Origin of the sequence: Mesorhizobium sp. LjRoot246 (assembly GCF_964254115.1) — a bacterium.
GTDB lineage: Bacteria > Pseudomonadota > Alphaproteobacteria > Rhizobiales > Rhizobiaceae > Mesorhizobium.
The window spans coordinates 241,651-261,840 of the sequence record NZ_CAXUSN020000001.1; the positions used below are offsets into that span (position 1 = coordinate 241,651).

The window sequence follows — 20,190 nt, forward strand, 5'->3', positions numbered from 1 at the left end:
TGTGCCTGCATCTTCACCTCCCCACCCCAACGGCAAACTGCGCCGCCATTCTTCGCAACCGCACGGCGATCGGCATGCCCATATGCCTGACCGCCGCCGGGTCGCCGAGCGCTGTCCAGATCGCCTTGAGCGGGGACCGCGCCTTGATGTGCTGAACCATCGACAGGAACGAGGCGGCCTTGCGCAGGCTGCGACCGCGCCGGGCGAACGCCGCCAGGGCTGCGTCATCCATCCGATGGGTTTGAGCGAACACCGCATCCGCCTTGCGCATCGCTTCGACGTGGTGAAGCTCGAGCACGCGCGAGATGGAGCCGCTGCGGATATGGTAGGCATAGCCGATATCAGGCTCGACAACGCATTTGCCGCCCTTGGCCAGGGCGTCGGCAAACAGGATGTAGTCTTCGCCGATCCTCAGTTTCTCGTCATAGCGAAGCCTGTTTTCGTTCAGGAATTCGCGCTGGAAGATTGGTTTGAGATAACCGAGGTTGAACTTCGATTCGAAGACGACGTTGCCGGCAATGTAGGTGGCCAGCGAAATCTCGCGCAAGCCTTCCAGATACTGCCGCGGGAACATCGCGTCCTCGACGACACCGTCCTCGCGAATGACCTGCAGATTGTCGACGGCGATCTGGGCATCGGCCGCTTCGGCACGGGCGATCATCTTGGCGAGCCGGTTGGGAAAGACCGCGTCGTCGGAATCGAGAACCGCGATCCATCTGCCGCGGGCGGCGTCGAAGCCCGCATTCCTGGCGCCGCCAGGGCCGCGGTTGCTGGCCAGGGCGACGACGCGGACGATATCCCTGGGGTAGGCCCGCGCCACGTCGAGCGTCGCGTCGCGTGACTTGTCATCGACGACAACGATTTCGACGCTGATGTCTTTCTGGGCCATGGCGCTGGCGATCGCCCGGTCGAGAGTCGCCTCGGCGTTGTAGGCGGCAATGACAAAGGAAACATCAGGGACAAAGCCGACGTCAGGCCGCACGCTTATCTCCCTCCCGTGGCGAAGGCTGGCCGTAGAGGCGGATTTCGCGGATGCCGACGAGGCCGCTGACGACGCCGACATGCATAATGCCGCGCAGCACGCTTCGGTTCCTGCGAACCGGACTGATGACCACCGGAAGCACCGAGGCGAAGCAATAGATCGCCTTTGCCGAGGCCAGGCCGACCTGCTTGATCAGGCCGATGCCGCTGGTGCTACTGCCCAGAAGATGGCCATGCGTCTGTCCGACGCGGAAGCGGCGGCGGCCGAGCCAATCGAATGCCGCCCTGGAGCGCGGCACCACCTCGTCCACCCAGGCTTCTGGTGCAAAAGCGATACGGCCGCCCGTTTTGTGCATCTGGTCGAAGAACTCGGTGTCCTCGCCGCCTGTCTGGCCGCGCGCCAGGCTGAAACGACGGCCGCGCAGGCTGTCCGACCCCATCCGCAGCAGAACGTTGCAGGTGTAGCCGGTCTGGATTTCGCCGCGCACCCAGACGGGCAAGGTCGAGTGAAAATCGCCGCGCCGCATCCAGTCCGGCGCATCCGGGCGATAGCGAGCCCTGACCGGGCCGAGCACGGCGGCCGCACCGCTTTGCTGCGCCATCGCAACCAGCTCGGCGAGCCATGAGGGTGTGGCCGTCTCGTCATCGTCGATGAAGGCGACGAAATCCGCCGTGCTGGCGTCGAGGCAGGCGTTGCGGGCGATCGAAATGTTGCGCGCCGGGGCATGCTGATAGTGGATCGGCACCGTCAATTCCCGCGACAGTGCCGTCACCAGGTCGCGGGCGGTCGGGGTGTCGTCATTGTCGGCGACGATGATGCGGACATCGAAACCCGCAGGCAGCTGCATGGTGTCGAGCGAACGCAGGGTGTCGGCCAGTTCCGGCCGGCGGAACGTGCAGACACCGATGTCGATGCTGCGGTTCTTGGCCTGCGCCGCCATCACGCCACCCCGCGCCGCGACCCAAGGCCGAGAAGCTGCAGCCAGAAGCCCACCGACCAGCCAAGATGCATGACCATCGCCGACACGCCGGCAAGCGCGATGTCGGCATTGCGCTGGCGGATGGCCGTCCACAGGCCATAACCCAGGCACACCGACGCCCACAGCAGAAGCGGCACCGCCGCCAGCCAAAGCACGAAAGAGAAAGCCGCTAGCAGCACGACCGGAAACACCAGCAGCGGCACCATCTGCCGGATCTTCGGGATGACGCGGTGTTTCAGCACATTCTTGGCGCGACCGCGACCGTAGCCGAGATATTGGAAATAGAGGCCGCTGAGCGAGGCGCGCGGATAGTAGACCATCTGAGTCTTGCCACTCATCCAGATCTTGTAGCCGGCTTTTCTCAGCCGGTAATCGAGTTCGGCATCCTCGTTGTGGCTGAACGTCTCGTCATAGCCACCGACTGCCCCGAAGGCCGATATCCGCATCAGCGCATGATGGCCGTGGTCGATCCACTCTCCTCCCGAAAGGTGCCGATGCTTCGAGCCGCCGGTGCCGAGCTTGGAGTTCTGTGCCGCGGCGGCGGCCTTCTGCACAGTGCCGCTGCCGCTGGTCAGCATCGAAACGACAACCGAATCGGCCCCGGTGGCCAATGCCTCCTCGACCAGCCGGTCGCAATAGTCGTCGGGATAGCCGCCATGCGCGTCGATGCGGATGAGATAGTCGGTACCCTCGCCGAAGGTGCCGACGGCGAGATTGATCGCCGCGCTCTGGATGCGCCGCTCGTTGTGCAGCAGGATAACGCGCTGGTCTTTCGCCACGATGCCCTCGACGATGGCCAGCGTGCCATCGGTGCTGCCGCCGTCGGCAATGATGATCCTGGCGCCAAGCCTGGCGGCCGCTGGTCGCAATTGATCGAGCAGTGCGCCGATATGAGCGGCTTCGTTCAGGCACGGAATGACGATCAGGCTGGATGAGGGTTTTTCGGTCTGCGTCATCAGCCTCTGTCCATCTTGCCTCTGTCCATCTCTGGCCATCCTATGCCAATGCCTCGGCTGTGAAGGAGCCGGGCACCGCAGTCAGGCTGCGCAGCCGCTCGACAAGCGCCCGGCAATCGCTGCGATCGTAGCTCCAGGTCCTCGGGTTGCGGGCCAGAACACGCCCCTTCAGCCTGGCGAAGCGATGCTCTTCCATCTTGCCGAGCGCGGCTTCGAGCGCCTCGGGGGAAGCTTGCGGCAACAGGACGCCAATATCCTGCTGCTTGAGGAACCGCCCGGTCTCTGTATTGCCCATCGAGATCGGCACCGCGCCGAAACGGCAGCCTTCATAGAGCCGGTTGGGCAGAAGCCATTCGGAGTTCTGCCCCGCCTCGAAGAAGTCGATCGCCCAGGAAAAATGGACGTCGTTGTAGATCGCCGCCATGTCTTCTGGGTTGCGGTAGGGGCCGCGAAACGACAGCCATGGTTCGGCTTCGACGAAGCCGTGAAAGTCAGGGAATTCGGACAAAGCCGGACGGCCGCGCAGCACGATCTCGAAACGTCCCTCCATGCGGCGGGAGAAATCGGCCAGCAACTCGAGCGAGCGGCGGCAGCGCAACGCGCCGAACCAGCCGATTCGCCATGGTGGGCCGGCCGGACTGTCCATCGCCGCGGAGGCGCTGGGCAAGATCGCCGCCGCTTCGAAATATTTGTTCTCGACCAGTTCGATGGGTGCCGAGACCTGGCCGAACGGCTCGAAGTAATTGGCGATGAAGGCCGGCGAACTGGTCACCAGCAGCTTCACGTCCCTGGCCAGAAAGCGCTCGGTGGCGCGCAGCGCCTTGCCCAGGACATCGTTGCGCAGCACAAGGCGATGAATGTCGAGGCACTCGTACACGATCGGAACCGATGCGGCGAAGGCTGACCTGGCGCGGCGGGCAAGCGCCAACATTTCCAGGTTGCGCGCGATGACGAGGTCGGGCCTTGGCACGCCGCCAAGCTTCGAGCCTATCGATAGGGCAGCCTTGGCGACCGCAGCAAGGCGTTGGCCGAATCGCCCGTCACGCGTCGCACCGAGGTCGATCGGCCGCAATCCCTCGATGTCCGCAATCGGAACGGCTGTGCGGCGGAAACCGACCAGGGTGACCTGGGCTCCACCTGCCCTGAGCATCGTGATCCGCCGGCGCACGGCCGGGTCGGAAACGTCGTGCACAAGGTACAAGACATGCAGCATGAAAACTCGACCGCTGTTGGCCCACCCATGGGAATCCTAGTACAGGTCTTGCTGCATCGCAACATTTTTGGTGCGGCGACCGACGTTTTCTGTTGCACTGCAAAATTATTGCCGTAGTTTGTCGTTGGCGGCGGTCGTGGATTTTCGGGCTTGGAAATCCGCGTAAAAAATCAGGAATCCTGAATTTGGAAGCCAATGCATTCGATCCGCCAGAAGGCTCCTTGCGCAAATCGGTCGGCCGCGGCGCGATCGTTACCGCCATGGCGCAATCGGTGCGGGTCGCGACACAGATCCTGTCCGTCATCGTCTTGTCGCGGCTGTTGTCGCCACAGGATTTCGGTGTCGTGGCGATGTGCGCGCCGGTGCTGGCCTTCATCGCGCTGTTCCAGGATTTCGGCCTGACCCAGGCGACGATCCAGAAATCAGGCATCCGGCATGAGGAGGTGAACTACCTCTTCTGGATTAATGTCGCCGTCAGCGCGATCCTGGCTTGCGTGCTTGCTGGCGCAGCCCCGTTGGTCGCTGCCTTCTACGGCGAGCCGCGCGTGACCGGTCTGGTGGCCGCATTCGGCTTGCAGATCATGGCCTATGGGCTGGGCGCGCAGCATCTGGCGCTTTTGACGCGCCGCATGCAGTTCGGCCGCCTCGCCGTCATCGACGTCGCCAGCGCTATCGCCGGGCTCACCGTCTCGATCGCCTGGACCTTCATCGACCGCTCGTACTGGGCTCTGTTTGCCGGCACGCTGACCGGTGCCGTGCTGCCGACGCTCTGCTACTGGGCGAGTTCGCGCTGGCGTCCGGGCCTGCCGCGCAAGGTAGCCGGTATCAGCGAGCTGATCAATTTCGGCGCCGGCATCACCGGCTTCAATTTCGCCAATTTCTTTGCCCGCAACCTCGACAATGTGCTGATCGGCAAATATTGGGGCGAGGCGCAACTCGGCCTCTATGACCGCGCCTACAAGCTGCTTCTGTTTCCGCTGAGCCAGATCACCAACCCACTGTCGAAGGTGATGGTTCCAGCGCTTTCCAGGCTGAAGGACGAGCCGGATCGCTACCGCAGCGCCTATTTGCGTGTCATGCCGCTGATCCTGCTGGTGGCGCTTCCCGGCGTCGCCTTCGCCACCGCGATGTCGGATGTGCTCATCCCCTTCGTGCTCGGGGAGCAATGGCGCGCAAGCGCCTCGATTTTCCTGGCGCTCGGCTTTGCCGGGCTGCTGCAGCCGCTCAACAACCCGGCGGGGTGGCTTTTCGTCAGCCAGGGCCGCTCTGGCGACTTCATGCGCTGGGGTATCATAACGGCCGTGACATCGGTGCTGGCCTTCATGCTCGGCCTGCCCTATGGCGCACTGGGCGTCGCTATTGCCTATGCGATCAGCGAGTATCTGAGAACGCCGTTCCTGTGGCTCTATGTCGGCAAGAGCGGACCGCTGCAGGCGCACCATGTGCTTCGCGCGGCAGCGCCGTTCGTGCTTGGCGCCCATCTGGCGTTGGCCGCCATCTGGTTCATCAAGCCGTTGCTGCCGCAACAGCATGTCGTTGCCCTGGCCAGCGGCGCTGTGCTCGCTTACCTCATCACCATCGTCATCGCACTGGCATTCGCTTCCGGCCGCGAAGCCTTGCGCGAGGCTCTCAAGATGCTGCCGGCAAGGCTGCCAACGGCTGCGCCGCGCGAAGCGCAATAATTTAGGCGCTTTCGACAGCTACTGACATCTCCTACAGGACCAGGTCTGAACCATGCACTACCGCTCGATCTCCGACATGAACGACGCCATCGTCAGGAACCTTCACCGGCTGCCGCGCGACATCGACCTGGTCGTCGGCGTGCCCAGAAGCGGCATATTGGCGGCGACGCTGGTGAGCCTGTCGGCGAACATCCCGATGACCGATCTCGACAGCTTCCTGACCGGGCGGATCTACACATCTGGCATCACCAAGCGCCGGGCCGCTCTCGACCGCAAGGTCTCCGAGATGCGCAAGGTGCTGGTGATCGACGACAGCGTTTCCGGCGGCAACGCCATGCGCGACGCACGCGCCCGCATCCAGGCTGCCGGCATCGAGGCGGATTTCACCTTCGCCGCGGTGTTCGGCCTTGAGCCGCAGCACCAGGAAACCGACCTCGTCTTCGAAGTCGTGCCGCATCCGCGCATGTTCCAGTGGAACTTCATGCACCACAAATTCCTGGCGCAATGCTGCGTCGACATCGACGGCGTGCTGTGCCTCGATCCGACCGAGGCGGAAAACGACGACGGCCCGGCCTATGAGAAATTCCTCAGCGAAGCCCGGCCGCTCCATGTTGCGACCCACAAGATCGGCTGGCTGGTCACCAGCCGGCTGGAGAAATACCGTGCGCTTACCGAGGCATGGCTCGCCAAGCACGAGATCAAATACGACCAGCTGATCATGCTCGACCTGCCAAGCAAGGCGGAACGGCAGCGGCTTGGCGCGCATGGCAGTTTCAAGGCTGATTTCTATCGCAAGTCCGATGCCATCCTGTTCATCGAGAGCGAACACGAACAGGCGCTGAGGATCACCGAACTGTCCGGCAAGCCGGTGCTGTGCGTCGAAACGCATATGGTCAGCTTTCCCGGCGCGCTGTCGCTGCCGGCACTTGGCCATGCAGCCCGCAACCTGCCCGCAAGGCTGCGGCAGATCAAGTCGCAAGAGGGCCGCAAGAGCGCCGCCAAGACCATTGCCCGCGCCCTGCTTGGCGCCCGCGGCTACGAGACGTTGAAAAGCCGGGTCAAACGCCTGGCCTGACCTGCTCCGGCGGCGTCTTTACGCCGCTTGCCGCGCCCGCTGCTGCATGGCCCTGTCCAGTATCGAGAAGAAGGTCATGAACTGGCGATCGGGATCGAGTTCCGGGCGCACGGCGGAGCTGCGCGCGAGGCTTGAGAGACGGTCATATTCCTGGTTGTCGTTCCACAGCCGCCTGACGGCCGCGGCCCAGTCGGCAAGCGGGGCATCGTAATCGAGCACAACGCCACCCGAGCCGATCGCCTCGGGCAGACCACCGCGCCGGGAGCCGACAACGGGAATCCCGCTGCAATGGGCCTCCGACGCGACGCGGCCCCAGGCCTCTTCCCACTTGCTGGGAGCGAGCAGTATCTTGGTGCGGCCATAGACCGTCTTCATGTCGCTGGTGCGGCTTTCCAGCACGACATTGCCCAAAGGCGCGATCGTCTGTTCGATCCGTGCCCGATGATCGTCCTCCAGCTTCCAGCTTTCGACGAACAGGAATGGGATTTCGCGGCAAGCGCCGGCGATGCGCACCGCAAGCTCAAAACCCTTTTCCTCATAAGGATTGATCAGCGTGACAAATTGGCCCGTCGTCGGCGTCGAGTAATGCGCCGGGTTGATGGTCGGCGGGATCACCGCCGCCTCGATGCCGAACTCTTTTTTGTAGGTACGCGCGGTGAATTCCGAATTGGCAATGTAAAGCGCCGAATGCAATTCGCGCAGATCGCCGCCCAGTTCGTGGAACTCGACATTCCTGAGATAGACGACCAGAGGCACGCCCTCCGCCTGCAATGCCTTGCCGATCGGAACCGATTTGTGACACTGGACCACGGCCACATCCGGCTTCAACCTGTCGACGGCAAAGGTCGCCGCTTCCCAGGGAAACCAGGCCCGCACCACCGGATAGCCAGGATAGCTGTCGATGACCGCCGGCTGCCGCAACAGCTTCATCTTGGCGCGCGCCTTGAAGCCGAAGACACCATCGCCGAACAAAGCGGCGAGCACCGCGGCTTCATGCCCATGTTCGATCAGCTGTTCGGCCAGATGATGCGTGCTCGACTGCACGCCGCCACTGAACTCGGGCGTGTAGCCATTGCCGCCTGCAAAAAGAACTTTCATGATCGGGCTCCTTGTCGCATCTCGTATCTTCGCTCAGAGGCAACAGGCAAAGCCCGCCGCCCCGCTTTCGACGTCAGGCAAGTTTCGGCGGCTCTAGATTCGCAAAGGGATTGGTGCAGGATTGCCAGCCGGTAAACCGGATCGGGTCGTTGGGCGAACTGCGCCATGCGTAGTCCGTCAGCATATGGAACTCAGCAATGACCCAGCGGTCGAAATGCACCAGATCGTCCCGCTTCTGCTGGGGCAGCAAGCGGCGCGCAGCACCCAATTTGAGCTCCTCCACCAGAGTGACGGCATCGCTCAGCTTCTGGCTCGGAAATATCCACGGATTCCGGTTGCGGAACTCCAGCACGAACTGCTGCAGATGCTCGATGCGCATGTTCAGCCTGCCGAGGTATTTTTCGAGCGTGACGCGCACCAGATCCTCGTCCGAGAATGAGGAAACAGCGGCGTAGGCGACCCCTGTCGAAACCACCCCGCCAGCCATGACGGCCAGGGCCGAACGTCTGGAAATCTCGATCATCCGATACCTCCTTTCACGCGATCCGGCCCGCCGCCCGCAAGGACAGCGCCGCCGCGGTCAGGCTTGGGTTGGCGCAAGAGCAGCTCGGATAGGTGCTGGTGCCGACGACGACCAGGTTTCTGAGCTGGTGGTGGATCATGCCGCTGTCGATCACCGAATCGGCCGGGCCGGAACCCATCCTCAGCGTGCCCTGGACATGCGATTCGGTCGGCCGGATGCCACGATCGAAGAGCTTTTCGACCGGCAGCGGCGCCAGCAGGTCGGGCAATTTCTCCAGCGCGCGAGCCATGCCCTTCACCGCGTAGTCCGATGGCGCCTTGAAGCTGACAAAGGCATTGTCATCCTCGTCAAGCGTGACGAAATTCTCGGGGTCGAGCAGGTTTTCGGTGACCACGACAAGCGGCAGCGCCTGGCGCAGCCGCCCCTTTTCAGCACGCATTCCGTGCTGCCAGCGGTTCTCGAAATAGACCAGCGCCGCCGCGTGCTCCGATCGGTGCGGGCCGTCATAGAGGCCGAAATTCAGGCCGGTGGTGATGGTGCTGCCGTCGAAATTGTCGACGCCGTCGAGATAGACCTCGAAATTCCAGCCGTAGGATTCGTGCAAGCCGCGGCCGACGAATTCGCCGCCCAGGCCGGATCGCAGCATGATCGCCGCGCTCTGGATGGCATTGGCGCCGAGGATGAAGAGATCGCCGCTGACCTGGTATTCCTTGCCGGCATGCATGAAATTGACCGAACGGACGGCGCCGCCGACATGATCGAGCCGCCGCACTTCCGCACCCAGGCAGACCGAGATATCGGGATGCTCGAAGACATGCATCAACCCGTTGTTGACGGTGAATTTGGCGTCGACCGGACACAACCAGCAGCGCAGATTGGCACAGCACGAGGTGCGTTGCGCGGTCGGCAAGCGGGCGCGCGCCGTGGGCATGACGAAATGCTGGCCGGGTTGCGCCGCCTTCATCATCCGGTCCGGTGTCGACATGCGATGCGGCGGTTGCGGAAACGGCTTCGAGCGCGGCAGCATCGCCGCCATGTCGGGGTCGCCGGAGATCGACATGATGTCTTCGGCGTCGCAGTAGAACGGCTCGACGTCATCATAGCTGATCGGCCAGTCATTGCCGATGCCGTAGGTGCTTTTCAGCCTGAAGTCGTTGGGGTGGAACCTTGGCGTCTGCGCGAACCAGCAGTTCGTTCCGCCGCCCAGTCCGATCGTATAGTTCCACGGCTTGTCGGAATTGGTCTTGTAGGTCGTCTCGTCTTCGATGTCGGTGTTGAGGTTCTGTTCGAGTTGCCATTCATGGGTGTTGTGGCGCCCCCACTCCAGCACCAGAATACGTGCCTTTCGCCGCTTGGCGAACTCATGCAGGAAGAAGGCCGAACCGAAGCCGGAACCGATCGCGACGAGATCGAAATGATCCTTGGTGATTTGCTCCGGCTTTACGTCCAGCACCATCAGCTACAACTCCACACAGAAATACACGCTCAATCGCAGCGCTCGCAGGCCGTGTCCGGACCGTTCTTGCATCGGTCTGTCGCGGCCCGCTCTCACGCCGCCATCCTGCCGATCGAGTGATATTCGATGCCGTGGCGGGCGATGACCTTGGGGTCATAGAGGTTGCGGCCGTCAAAGATGACCGGTGTGGTCAGCGCATCCTTCACCGCATCGAAGGACGGCGCGCGAAAATTCTTCCATTCGGTGGCGATCAGCAGCGCATCGGCGCCGCGCAGCGCCGCCTCCTTGGTGCCGCACAGAAGCAGGTCGTCGCGCAGCCCATATATGGACTGGCATTCCTGCATCGCCTCGGGATCATAGGCCTGCACGTTGGCACCAGCCTTCCACAGAGCTTCCATCAGGACGCGTGCCGGCGCCTCTCGCATGTCGTCGGTGTTGGGCTTGAAGGCGAGACCCCACAGCGCAAAGGTCTTGCCTTTGAGATTGCCCTTGAAATAGCGGTCCACCTTGTCGAAGAGCACCGATTTCTGGGCATTATTGCGCTCCTCGACGGCGCGCAACAGCTTGGCGTCGAACTTGACGCTTTCGGCGGTCTTGATCAGCGCCCGCACATCCTTCGGGAAGCACGAGCCGCCATACCCGAGGCCCGGATAAATGAAATGGTAGCCGATGCGCGGATCGCTGCCGATGCCCTTGCGGACCTCCTCGATGTCGGCGCCGAGCTGCTCGGCCAGGTTGGCCATCTCGTTCATGAAGCTGATCTTGGTCGCCAGCATGCAATTGGCGGCATATTTGGTGAATTCGGCGCTGCGCACGTCCATCACGATCATCTTCTCGTGGTTGCGGTTGAACGGCGCGTAGAGTTCGCGCATCACCGCCTCGGTGCCCTCGCTGTCGGTGCCGACGATGATGCGGTCCGGCTTCATGCAGTCGGCGACCGCGGACCCTTCCTTGAGGAACTCCGGATTGGAAGCGACGTCGAAGCTCAGGTCCTCGCGGCCTCTTTTCTTCAACGTCTCGGCGATCCTGGCCTTGACCTTTTCGCAGGTGCCGACCGGCACAGTCGACTTGCCGACGATGATCTTGGGTTTGTCCATCTCGCGGCCGATGGTTTCGGCGACGGCCAGCACATATTTGAGGTCGGCCGAGCCGTCCTCGCCGGGCGGCGTGCCGACCGCGATCATCTGGATCTCGCCATGCCTGACGGCGGCGGCGGCATCGGTGGTGAACTTGATGCGGCCGGCGGCATGGTTCTCCTTGACGAGATTTTCCAGTCCGGGTTCGAAAATGGGAACCAGGCCTTGATTGAGCCGCTCGACCTTGGCGGTGTCGATGTCGACGCACACCACCTGGTGCCCGACTTCGGCAAGCACCGCCGCCTGCACGAGGCCGACATAACCAATTCCAAACACCGTCAAATTCATTCGGTTTCATTCCCATGCAAGGCAGCGGACCGCTTTCGGCCCGGCCAGTTCAATTCGACTTCCCCAACTACTTTACGCTGCATGCCAGCGATTCCGGAAACTGACAGGGTTCGCCGAGCGCGGTGAAGGCAACGCGCTCGACCTGCAGCGAAAGCTTGCGGCCCGGATCGGCGAACGCTCCCAGCCAACCCGTCATCGTATCGCTGCCCCAAAAGCTGAAGAATATCTTCTGTGCATGGCTTGGCAGCTTCGACGGATCGGTGATCGTGTTGACCAGTTGGCCGTTGACGTACCAGCGCAAGCTGTCTTTCTGCCAGACGAAGGCATAGTCGTTGAAGGCATTCTCGGTGCCGCCCGGCACGTCGACCAGCTTCTCGTTCTTGCCCTTGCCGGCGATATAGGCATTGACCTGCACCTTGGAGGTGTCTTTGGTGAGTATCTCGAAGTCGATCTCGTCCCAGGGCTGCTTGTCGCTGGGGCCGATATAGCTGAAGAACGCCGCGTTGAGGCCGGAGCCGGTGTCGGTCTTCAGCCGCGCCTCATAGGTGCCGTAGCCGAAGCGCTGCTTGGTCTGGATTTCGCCGCAGACGTAGTCGCGATCCTTCAGCGTCTGCTTTTCGAAGCCGAGCGACAACACACTGTCCGACAGTTCGACCATGCCTTTCGACCAGGTGCAATTCTGATGGCTGCCATTGTTCCAGCCGTCGGAAACATACCAGCGTGTGCGATCGAAGCTTTTGAAATCGTCGACAAAGGATGGCGATGTCGGAATGTCCTGGGCATAGGAAGGGGCTGCCAGGAAACTGCCAAGAGCGGCCAGCAGCAGCGCACTGAGCGAACCCAACCGCCGCCGGCCGGCTTGCCCGGCCCGGTGCGCGAACGGCAGTGCATCAATTGCTGTCGTGGACGTAGGTTTCGGATTCGAATTCATACCAAACTCACCTTTGCGCTGCGCGTCCCCAACCCAAAGTCGACATTCGAACCGCTCCTGCACGGGCCAACCTTGACCTCCTTCGTGACCCTCTCGAATTGCTTTTCCTGCCTCGTATCAAATCTGTTGCAACCGTTCCGAGCCTTCACTTTCAACCTCTGCCGGTGCCCGCCGGCCTGGCGAATTCCGCCGCGGCGGCCGAATCGGCATTCCCGTCGAAGATCATATCCAGGGAATGACGGAGTTCTTTCATCATGCCGTCCTGGCGCGACAGCGCCGCGATGCGGCGTTCGCAATTCAGGATCGACTGCGTCAGTGCGCTAACTTCCGAAGACCGTTTGTCGGAGGCCGAGCCGTTCTCCATCGCCTCGACCAGGAAGGCGGCGTTGGTCGCCGTCGTCCGGTAGCGATTCTCAAGCCCGGCTCTCTCGGCCTCGATCTCGGCCGCGATCTGCTCGAACAGCTTTGCCAGACGATCAAGACGCGACACATCGGTCTGCCGGTCGCGGGCCGGATCCCTTGATCTGAAACCGAATATCGAGGCCATGAACTCAGGTCCCTGTCATCGCCGGCTTATGGGCCGGGGCTTCTGGCCGATCCCCGCAGCCGGGGCTTAAAAACTCATGTCGCATTGTCCTGCTCCTTTGAAGCAGAGACATCAGACCAATCCGATCGGGGGCCAGTTCGGCTGGTCGTCTAATATGCTGCACCGCAACATAGACTGCCATCGTCGGGGCCGCGAGGCAACTACCCAATTCGTAAACTCATAAATCCGGCCGAAATGGTTTGCGTGATGGACGTGTCCCAATAGGGCTCCGAACTTAGGCTAACAAAAGACCTGACGACAGCCAGTTCGGCGGTACCGGTAGCTTTTGTGCCGGAAGCTTTCCCGCGATAGGAATTTTTTCTTGACTCCCTGCCGTCAGCTATAGTACATATTTGCCTATGGTGCTGATTTGCGCCAGTGACCCGCCGCACAGGCGGGTTTTTCGTGTAATGCTCCGTCAGCCAACGCGCCGGCGAAGGCTCCGAAGGAACCGTTAACCCGAGTTCGTAGCCCCGCGTGTCCCGGGCGGACAAATCGCAGGCGTCGGACAACCCTCTTACCGCTCCCTGCCCGTATTGGTTCCGGTCATCAGAAAACGCAGCGGTGGCACATGCTTTTGCCTGGACACAAGGCCGACACGGCGAAACAGCGCCTCCAGCTTGTCGGAAGCCACGCCCTGGACGATGGGGACGAGGTTGGATTGGCTGGCGAAAGCGTAAGCCGCAGCCGATGCCAGCCCCCGCTCGGCCTTGACGTCGAGGAAATTGCGCAGCCGATACTTGTCGCGCACGTGCCGCTCATGCCGCCGCAGCACCGCTTTCGAGCCTTCCGGCAGGCTATCGATCGCCAGCAATGCCAGATCCGCATCGGCCAAACGCTTCAGGTCCTGCGTCTTGTGGCGGCCGCTCAGCGAATCGGCGCGGACGATAGCGCCATAACCGCAAGAGCGAATGACCTTGAACCGCGCCCCGCAAGCGACCGCGCGGGCGTAGAGCTCGTAATCCTCGCCGAGCCGCAAGCTCTCGTCGTACCGCAACCCATGGCGGTCGAGGAAGGCACGGCTGATCACCGGCTTCAAAAAGCCCAGCTCGCCCCTTTGCACGCGGCGCCTGGAGATGTTGCCTTCGACGAAGCGCTCGAAGTCGAGGAATTCCGGATCGGCGGCAAATTGCGGCGCGACGATTTTCGTCGCATCGCCGGTCGCATCATCCCTGATCAGCATGATGTTGTCGGCCGCGAAATCCCAATCGGCGCCGGCAAACAGGTTGCGAAATCGGCCTTCGAGGAAGAAATCGTCGGCGTCGAGAATGCTGATGAACGGCGATTTCGAGCCGGCGATCGCTGCGTTGCGAGCAAAGGACGGACCGCGATTGACGTCGAGGCGCATCACCGCGAGCCGCCCGCTGCCGTCGTCGGCGGATCGCGCGATATCGGCGGTGTCGTCGGTGGAAGCGTCATCGACGACGACGACTTCCGCCACTTCGGGTTCGCGCAACGCGGACGCGATGGCGATGGCGATTGTCGCCGCAGCGTTTTTTGCCGCGATGATCACGCAGACCTCGGATTTCGTCATCGACATGGATTAACCTCTCGTACAGGTGATATCGATTTGCCCTCGCCCCGTACTCGTTCGATGCCCGGCAGAACCGCCATCAATGACTGCCCGGCCGCTCAAAGATGCGGCGGCTGATGTCGGCGGACGCCGCCCAGCCGGCTTCGGCCAGATAGCGGACCGGCGCGCGGCCACACAGTTCCCATAGCACCGTTCGCCGCTGCGGCCACCGCAGCGACGGCAGCCACGGCGCGATGACCATGTTCAGCAGATCCTCATTGCCGATGCGCGACAGGATCCGGGTCGCTCGCTCCGACAGCAGCGTGCCGCCGCCGCCGAGCAGCACATCGGCGGCGCGCAGGCCGAGCAGCAGCGTGTCATCCAATCCTTGCGCGGTTGCGGCATCGAGCACACGCTGCTGATCCTCCTCGTCGAGGCCGCTGGCGCTGGCTCTGATATCGCAGACGTAACCCGCACAGGGTTCCCGGTTGAAAAGCGCCTTGGCGACGCTGATGCACGACAAAAGCAAGGTATCGGCAGCCGAGGTGAACGGCACCGTCGCACCGGCGATTTCGACCTGTCGCTTACGCCGCAGAAAGCCGTCCGCGTCGCGCGGGCTCGGTGAGCCAGGCTGCTGGAGGCGGTAGTGAAGATCGACCGTGGACGATTTTGGCCCGTCGCCGCGGGTCATGTGCTGTTCACCGAGGAAGCGTATCCACCAGACGGAGCGCGACTTGCCTGATACCTCGTAGCCGATCGTGCGAAGCGCGTCGCGCGCCCTGAAAAATCCAAGCGGCGAAACCAGAATGTCGACATCGCCCGAGGGTTTCATGAAGTAGTCGCCATAAAGCAGATGCTGCTGGAACGGACCCTTCAGAAAAACGAAATCGATCTCGCTTGCGCACAGCACCTCATGGATCGCCATCGAATCCATGATGCAGGACGCGTTCATCGAAACCGTTCTCCTGCGGTAGGTGTCGAGCCATTGGAAAAGCTCAGTCGGCCTCTCCTGCGCGGGTGCGCGCGAAAGGGCCTTGAGGACAAAGGTGGCGACCTTGTTCAGCCTGGCAATGTCGGCAATTTTGGCATCATCAAGACCGCGCATCGACACGTCGCCCGCGGCGGCGAGCGGCCCCGCGAAATACAACCGCAGGCAGGCCTGCACATAGGCCACCTCATCGGCACAGTCGGCGGCGCGCAATCGGTCGAATGAACCATCCGGCAAGGCCATTTAGCGCATAGTCTCCAAAAAAAGCGATTTGCGCGATGCTTATGCTGCAAGTGCGAAGCAAGCATCACCAAAAACCTCGATGTCGTAAAGCTTTTCCTTTTGCGTGCGAAATTTTGCAACCATTGCGATTACCGATATCGGTGAAAAGGCGGTGGGAAAACGCGGTTCAAACGGCCTCTCATCAAGGCGTTTCAGCAGCCTCCGAGCGTGGATTTGCGGAGAGAATTCATCCCATTAGCACCACCTAAAGAACAGACATCGCGGCGAACACTTTATGCAAGCAAAATCAAATGCTTAAAGAATCAACACCACCATAGACCTTGTGCCCATGGAAATCGGCTCAAAAGAAGTCGGCTTTTAGGCATGACTCACACATATAGTGACGCCCGCAACCCGTAATTGATTAATGCTTGGTAAATCAGGCTTGACTCATAAATGCTGCTATGCAGCTATTGCATTGCAGCATTAATTGCTGACGGCACTCGACAAGCCGTTTCCAGTCCTTATCGGAGAGTAAAATGGAACAGAATGTTGAAAAGCATGAATATGACACACCAAGCCTGACGGTGCATGGTTCGATTGAAACCATCACCCAGGGCGGCGGCGGCAGCACGGCGATCGACGCATCGTTCCCCGCGCACACGCCGATTGGCGACCTGACGTTCTCCTGAGCTATAGCAATTTCCAGTCCGGAGTGACGCGTTGGGACTCTGGATTCGAAAGATATAAGAGGGTCGGGGGCCAAAAACCTCCGACTCCCCCTCTGCCACCTGGAACTGTCGAAGCGTTTTGTTAGCGAGGTTTTGGGATGAATTGGAAGCTATCCGGCCATGATTTGGCCGACCACGATTTGGTGAGCGCGACCAAGGATGCCGTGGCTTGCGAGTTCGGCAATGGCCTGGCGCTGCTCAACCTCAAATCGAACGTCTACTACAGCCTGAATGGCGTCGGCGCCTTCATCTGGGAGCTGATCCAGGAACCCAGGTCGATCGCCGACATCCGCAGCGCCGTGCTTGCGCGCTACAATGTCGACCCGGAGCGCTGCCGGGCCGACGTCGACGCATTGCTGAAAGGCCTGGCCGATAACGGGCTTGCGAGGCTGCATCATGAGGCACTTGTCTAAGCCGGTTCCGCAAAAGACCATGGTTTTGCGGCAGGAATCCGCGACGGAAAGAAGGCCGAAGCCGACGAGGCGTCGGGGGAGCCGGCGCGGGTTGGTCAGGGTTTTCTCGCTGAGCGGCTCGGACATGATCTTCCTTGGCCGCTGCCTGCTGGTGGTCGCGGCGGTTCGGCTGGGGCTGACGCTCTTGTCCTATAACCGTGTCCGCAGCCCGGTGACACGGCTCGACACGCGTCGGTGTGCCTCAATGGGCGAGTTGCGGCGTGTCGCCTGGGGCGTTGCCGCCGCGGCCCGTTTCGTCCCTTACGCCACCTGCCTGACCCAGGCGCTCTCGGGCCAGTACATTCTCGCCCGCCAGGGCAATGAATCGACAATACGCATCGGCATCGAGCGCGGCACGGGCGAGCTAAAGGCACATGCCTGGCTGGTCAGCGACAACCATATCGTGCTTGGCGGATCGATCGACGGTTTTGCCCATCTCGTCGATCACGGCAGCCGATGAGCGGCGTCGCCGGGATTCTGCTGCGCGGAGAATCCGCACGGGCGGTCGCGGCGGCCGACATTCAGCAAATGCTGGCGCGCATGCGCCATCGTGGTCCCGACGGCAGTTCGTGGTGGCTGGATGCCAACATCGTCCTTGGCCACGCTTGGCTGAACACAACAGACGAAGCCGGTCCCGGTCCGCTGACGATGGCTGGCGGCAAGCTCGCCATCACCGCCGATTGCCGGCTGGACAACCGCGATGAGCTGCTGGCCAGGCTCGGCATCCGCGACCAGTCGGTCGCCGACGCGATCGTGGTGATGCGGGCCTATCTGCGCTGGGGCGAAGCCTGCCCGGAGCATCTGCAGGGCGATTTCGCGTTCGCCATCTGGGATGGCGAACGGCAATCGCTGTTTTGCGCGCGCGATCATTTCGGGGTCAAGCCATTCTACTACCATGCGGCGGACCGGCGTTTTTCCTTTGCTTCGGAGATCGGGCCGATCCTGGGCGTCGAAGGGGTCGGCACAGGTATCAGCGAGCACCGGATTTCCGGTTTTCTGGCCGGACTTCCCGACGACCCGCAATCTACGCCTTACAGCGATATCTTCAGCCTGCCGGCCCGCCACAGCCTCACCGTCACCGCACAACAGGTGGTGCTGCGCCGGTACTGGCAGATCGAGCCATCGGCGCGGCCCTTGCGGTCGGATGCATCGGAGGAATTCGCCCATCTGTTCTCGCAATCGGTGCGCAACCGCATGAGGGGAAGTCAGGCGGTCGGCGCAATGCTGAGCGGCGGCCTCGATTCCTCGTCGATCGCCTGTGTCGCCGGCCTGCAGAACGCCGCCGCGCGCAGGCCGAAGCTGCCGACCTTCTCGCTGATTTTCGAGAAAGGCTCGCCGATGGATGAGCGGTTCTTCATCGATGCCGTTCTCGACCAGCAGAACGTCGACGCGACGCTGATCCCGGTTGGCGACTATGCGCCATTCGCTGAATTCGAACGCGTGCTGGAAGAACAGGAAGGAACGTTCCTGGCGCCGGGCCTGACGCTCACCCGCGGCATCTACCGGACTGCCGGCGCCAAGGGCATCAAGGTGCTGCTGGACGGTCATGGCGGCGACGAGGTCGTTTCCCAAGGCCACGGCCATCTGCACGAGCTTGCCAATGCCGGCAGATGGACGGATCTGTGGCGCGAGATCCGCAGCGCCTCCAACACCTATGGCGACAGCACGCTTGGCCTGTATTTCCAGTTCCTGACCCTCTACGGGCCGGCCTGGCGCATCGCCAAGCTGCGACATCTGGCGAACCGTGCGCTGAACAGGTTTCGCAAGCAGGTACCGCGCGGCCGAAGCTGGCGCGACCTGATCAATCCGGATCTGGCCAGGCGCACCGAGCTTGTCGACCGGTTTCACCGGGCCGGCTATATGCCGCCCGGCGTCCAGGCCAGCGACGCCTTGAGCCATCGCTGGATCCTGTCGAACGGCTATGTCCCGCATGCTTTCGAGGTTCTCGACAAGGCCGCGGCCAATTTCGGCGTCGAGCCGCGCTACCCGTTCTGGGACAAGCCGCTGGTCGAGTTCTGCCTGGCACTGCCGGGTGAGGAGAAGCTGAGCCACGGCTTTGGCCGCTATGTGCTGCGCCGCGCCATGCAAGGCGTCCTGCCAGCGGCGGTGCAATGGCGGCGTGACAAGATCGATTTCACCGCCAATCTCGTCAACGGCATGCTGCGCAACCATCGCGACCTCCTGGAACAGCTGCTGGTCTCGGATGCGAGCCGCATCGCGCCCTACGTCAATCTGCCTCAGGCGAGTGCTGCCTATGCGCGGCTGCTGCGCCAGCCCGATCAGGCAGCGCCCCTGGACGTCCAGTATGTCTGGCGCTCGGCCTCGCTGTCGCTCTGGCTGCGGCAACTCCAGCACGGCGGGAGCCCCGCATGATGCCTCGCAACGAGCCGCTCGCCGCATACGATGATCACCCCCGTCCGCATGACCGGTCCATGCAAAAACGACGTTTCTACCGGGCCTATGGCCTGACCATCGCGTCCGAGGTGATGTTGCCCGAGCTGGAGCCGGCGGCGCCGGGGGCTGCGGATATCGTGATCGCCGTCGGCGCGATCGACCTTCCAAAGCCCTCGCCCCAGGCCGCGACCGACTTCCGCTTCGAGCCGGACCGGCAATATCTGGCCTGGCATGCCGTCGGCGCGTTCCTGATCAGCGATGGATGCCGCATCGACATCGAACCTGCGCCCGGCGTCGACGACGCGCTGATCGCGTTTCCGCTGTTGGGTCCGGTCATGGCGCTGCTCTTGCACCGGCGCGGCCTGCTCGTCCTGCATGCCAGCGCCATTGCCGTCGCCGGCACGAGTGCCACATTCACAGGCGCCATCTTCATGGGTGACAAGGGCGCCGGCAAGTCGACGACGGCAAGCGCGATGATCCGGGCCGGACATCAACTGCTTACCGACGACGTGGTGGCGCTGGGCCTCGCCGATCCGAACGAGCCGATGATCGTTCCGGGCTTTCCGCAGATCAAGCTGGCGGCCGACGCGGCGGCGGCGATCTCGCTCGGGCAAGCGGAAGTGCGGCCGCAAGTGCATCCGGCGATCGACAAGACGCAGCATCGCCTGAACGGTGACTTTTCCGGCGACAAGGTGCCGGCGACCAGGATCTATATCCTCGAGCGTGGCGAAAAGGCCGATATCACGCCGTTGCCCGCCATCGCCGCCCTGCCGGCCATCATCAAATTCTCCTATGTGGCGCGTTTCGGTCGCGCGGCCCTGTCGGGGGATTTCGCGGCGATGCACCTGCGCCAATGTTCAGCGATTGCTAACCATGTCGGCGTGTGCCGGCTGGAAGTTCCGACGGGCCTCGGCAGGATCGGCGAGGCCGTGGAACTGATCACCCGGGATCTGGCCGACGACAGCCGGCAGCCGTGAGCGCAACC

At 62.4% G+C, this 20,190-nt stretch carries 19 protein-coding genes; 7 read left to right on the forward strand and 12 right to left on the reverse strand.

Annotation, left to right across the window (positions count from 1 at the left end; genetic code table 11):
* Nucleotides 1-13: 13 nt before the first annotated feature.
* From ACSQ3L_RS01115 to ACSQ3L_RS01130, 4 genes are read right to left on the reverse strand one after another with little or no spacing between them, the layout of a single operon-like run.
* Entirely contained in the window at nucleotides 14-982 is a 969-nt protein-coding gene (locus tag ACSQ3L_RS01115) for a glycosyltransferase family 2 protein (RefSeq protein ID WP_436158261.1), read from the reverse strand.
* Complete coding sequence (locus tag ACSQ3L_RS01120) at nucleotides 972-1,922, reverse strand: glycosyltransferase (protein WP_436158262.1); 951 nt, start codon at nucleotides 1,920-1,922, stop codon at nucleotides 972-974. Before ACSQ3L_RS01120 ends, ACSQ3L_RS01115 begins: the two co-directional genes overlap by 11 nt.
* Nucleotides 1,922-2,917, reverse strand: coding sequence for a glycosyltransferase family 2 protein (locus ACSQ3L_RS01125; RefSeq protein ID WP_436158263.1), 996 nt, complete (start codon nucleotides 2,915-2,917; stop codon nucleotides 1,922-1,924). Before ACSQ3L_RS01125 ends, ACSQ3L_RS01120 begins: the two co-directional genes overlap by 1 nt.
* Before the next feature lie 40 nt (nucleotides 2,918-2,957).
* Nucleotides 2,958-4,130: a glycosyltransferase gene (locus ACSQ3L_RS01130; RefSeq protein WP_436158264.1), complete on the reverse strand. Its 1,173-nt coding sequence runs from the start codon at nucleotides 4,128-4,130 to the stop codon at nucleotides 2,958-2,960.
* A 185-nt stretch (nucleotides 4,131-4,315) separates the two neighbouring features.
* Between ACSQ3L_RS01130 and ACSQ3L_RS01135 the strand changes: the two genes are divergently transcribed.
* On the forward strand, nucleotides 4,316-5,812 hold the full coding sequence (locus ACSQ3L_RS01135; RefSeq protein WP_436158265.1) for a lipopolysaccharide biosynthesis protein: 1,497 nt from the start codon (nucleotides 4,316-4,318) through the stop codon (nucleotides 5,810-5,812).
* A 52-nt stretch (nucleotides 5,813-5,864) separates the two neighbouring features.
* Nucleotides 5,865-6,887, forward strand: a complete 1,023-nt coding sequence (locus ACSQ3L_RS01140) for a phosphoribosyltransferase (protein ID WP_436158266.1) — start codon at nucleotides 5,865-5,867, stop codon at nucleotides 6,885-6,887.
* Nucleotides 6,888-6,905: 18 nt separating this feature from the next.
* Here the strand turns inward: ACSQ3L_RS01140 and ACSQ3L_RS01145 are convergent, their stop codons facing one another.
* The 8 genes from ACSQ3L_RS01145 to ACSQ3L_RS01180 all read right to left on the reverse strand — a co-directional run bounded on the left by ACSQ3L_RS01145 (nucleotide 6,906) and on the right by ACSQ3L_RS01180 (nucleotide 15,649).
* Nucleotides 6,906-7,985 carry a glycosyltransferase gene (locus tag ACSQ3L_RS01145; RefSeq protein WP_436158267.1) on the reverse strand — a complete coding sequence of 360 codons (1,080 nt, stop codon included), beginning with the start codon at nucleotides 7,983-7,985 and terminating at the stop codon, nucleotides 6,906-6,908.
* Between the two features lie 73 nt (nucleotides 7,986-8,058).
* Nucleotides 8,059-8,508 (reverse strand): hypothetical protein, encoded by a 450-nt coding sequence (locus tag ACSQ3L_RS01150; RefSeq protein ID WP_436158268.1) that lies wholly within the window; start codon nucleotides 8,506-8,508, stop codon nucleotides 8,059-8,061.
* Nucleotides 8,509-8,521: 13 nt separating this feature from the next.
* Entirely contained in the window at nucleotides 8,522-9,964 is a 1,443-nt protein-coding gene (locus tag ACSQ3L_RS01155; RefSeq protein WP_436158269.1) for a GMC oxidoreductase, read from the reverse strand.
* Between the two features lie 92 nt (nucleotides 9,965-10,056).
* Nucleotides 10,057-11,388 (reverse strand): UDP-glucose dehydrogenase family protein, encoded by a 1,332-nt coding sequence (locus ACSQ3L_RS01160; protein ID WP_436158270.1) that lies wholly within the window; start codon nucleotides 11,386-11,388, stop codon nucleotides 10,057-10,059.
* Nucleotides 11,389-11,455: 67 nt separating this feature from the next.
* Nucleotides 11,456-12,319: a family 16 glycosylhydrolase gene (locus ACSQ3L_RS01165; RefSeq protein WP_436158271.1), complete on the reverse strand. Its 864-nt coding sequence runs from the start codon at nucleotides 12,317-12,319 to the stop codon at nucleotides 11,456-11,458.
* Between the two features lie 151 nt (nucleotides 12,320-12,470).
* Nucleotides 12,471-12,866, reverse strand: coding sequence for a hypothetical protein (locus tag ACSQ3L_RS01170; protein ID WP_436158272.1), 396 nt, complete (start codon nucleotides 12,864-12,866; stop codon nucleotides 12,471-12,473).
* Nucleotides 12,867-13,422: 556 nt separating this feature from the next.
* Nucleotides 13,423-14,445, reverse strand: coding sequence for a glycosyltransferase (locus ACSQ3L_RS01175; RefSeq protein WP_436158273.1), 1,023 nt, complete (start codon nucleotides 14,443-14,445; stop codon nucleotides 13,423-13,425).
* Between the two features lie 73 nt (nucleotides 14,446-14,518).
* Nucleotides 14,519-15,649, reverse strand: a complete 1,131-nt coding sequence (locus ACSQ3L_RS01180) for a nucleotidyltransferase family protein (RefSeq protein ID WP_436158274.1) — start codon at nucleotides 15,647-15,649, stop codon at nucleotides 14,519-14,521.
* 518 nt (nucleotides 15,650-16,167) lie between these two features.
* Here ACSQ3L_RS01180 and ACSQ3L_RS01185 point away from each other — a divergent pair.
* The 5 genes from ACSQ3L_RS01185 to ACSQ3L_RS01205 all read left to right on the forward strand — a co-directional run bounded on the left by ACSQ3L_RS01185 (nucleotide 16,168) and on the right by ACSQ3L_RS01205 (nucleotide 20,182).
* Nucleotides 16,168-16,320 carry a lasso peptide gene (locus tag ACSQ3L_RS01185; protein ID WP_436158275.1) on the forward strand — a complete coding sequence of 51 codons (153 nt, stop codon included), beginning with the start codon at nucleotides 16,168-16,170 and terminating at the stop codon, nucleotides 16,318-16,320.
* 137 nt (nucleotides 16,321-16,457) lie between these two features.
* Nucleotides 16,458-16,772, forward strand: coding sequence for a PqqD family protein (locus tag ACSQ3L_RS01190; protein ID WP_436158276.1), 315 nt, complete (start codon nucleotides 16,458-16,460; stop codon nucleotides 16,770-16,772).
* Nucleotides 16,773-16,863: 91 nt separating this feature from the next.
* A complete protein-coding gene (locus ACSQ3L_RS01195) occupies nucleotides 16,864-17,271 on the forward strand; it encodes a lasso peptide biosynthesis B2 protein (RefSeq protein ID WP_436158277.1) in 408 nt (135 codons plus the stop codon).
* Entirely contained in the window at nucleotides 17,268-19,184 is a 1,917-nt protein-coding gene (locus ACSQ3L_RS01200; RefSeq protein ID WP_436158278.1) for a lasso peptide isopeptide bond-forming cyclase, read from the forward strand. Before ACSQ3L_RS01195 ends, ACSQ3L_RS01200 begins: the two co-directional genes overlap by 4 nt.
* Complete coding sequence (locus ACSQ3L_RS01205) at nucleotides 19,181-20,182, forward strand: serine kinase (protein WP_436158279.1); 1,002 nt, start codon at nucleotides 19,181-19,183, stop codon at nucleotides 20,180-20,182. The genes ACSQ3L_RS01200 and ACSQ3L_RS01205 overlap by 4 nt, the downstream gene beginning before the upstream one ends.
* Nucleotides 20,183-20,190 lie beyond the last annotated feature (8 nt).